Source organism: Streptomyces shenzhenensis, from assembly GCF_021462265.1.
GTDB lineage: Bacteria > Actinomycetota > Actinomycetes > Streptomycetales > Streptomycetaceae > Streptomyces > Streptomyces shenzhenensis.
On the sequence record NZ_JAJONF010000162.1, the window covers coordinates 1 to 1114 of the forward strand.

The following is a 1114-nucleotide window of genomic DNA, read 5'->3' on the forward strand; positions in this document are numbered from 1 at the left end:
TGCCGGTGGCCGCGGCCGCACTCGCGACGGACGAGGAGACGGCGGAGGAACTGCTGGAAGCCCTGGTGGACGCCGCCATGCTGGAATCCCCCGAACCGGGCCGCTACCGCTATCACGACCTGCTCCGCGCCTTCGCCCAGTGCGCGGACCGGGAACACCAGGACGACACCCGGCGGGGCTTCGGCAGACTGCTCGACCACCTGCTGGCCACCGCGTGCAACGCCTTCGCGCAGGCCGTGCCCGGAGACCCGGTGGCGAACTCCCTCGGCCCGCTGCGGTCCCAGGGGCTGCACTTCGGCGACGTCCACACGGCGCGTTCCTGGATCACCGGCGAGATCGGACTGGTGACGGCGGCCGCGCTGCACACCGTCGGCCGGCGGACGGAGCCCTACGACGGCCAGTTGCGGACCGCCGTCGACCTACTCATCGCGGTCAGCCCCTTCTGCGCCGACGTCCGGCTCGAGGAGCTGCGGTCCGCCGCACTGGAGCTCGCGCGGGAGGCCGAGCTGAGGGGCGACCAACGGGTTCTGGGCCGGGCACAGTTGCTGTGCAGCAGCATCGCCCTGCAGGCCGCCCGCCCGTCCGACACCGAGGAGCACGCGCGCCTGGCCGTCACGGCGTCGAGGAACACGAAGGACACGGTCATCCTCCGGCAGGCGCTCAACGACCTCGGTGTGGCGGTCATGTTTCTGCACCGGTACGACGAGGCGGTGGAGTGCTTCGACGAGGCGATCGCACTCGCCCGTGTCCTCGGCCACAGGTCCGGCGAGGCGGCGACCACCATCAACGCGGCGCTCGCCCGCGTGCGCAGCGGCCGGGCCGCCGAGGCGATACCGGCCTGCGAGACGACGCTGGTGACCTTGCGCTCCATGGGCGACCTTCCGGGGGTCGCCTACGCGTTGTACGTGCTGGCTCTGGCGCTGCACGAACACGAGCGGTTCGGCGACGCCATCGCCCGCTACACCGAGTGCCTCGCGGTCTGCCGGTCCGCCGGCATCCGGGGGCGCGAGGCCCACGCCCTGTACCGGCTCGCCGAAACACTCCGCAGGACAGGGCGGTACGACGAGGCGGTGCGGTACGCCACCGAGGCCGTGGCCCGGTGCGAGCAGATCGG

The 1114-nt window shown here is 72.6% G+C and carries 1 protein-coding gene; it reads left to right on the forward strand.

The window, feature by feature from the left end; genetic code table 11:
- On the forward strand, positions 1–1114 hold a 1114-nt coding region (locus LQ326_RS47240), incomplete at both ends, for a tetratricopeptide repeat protein (protein ID WP_234545387.1).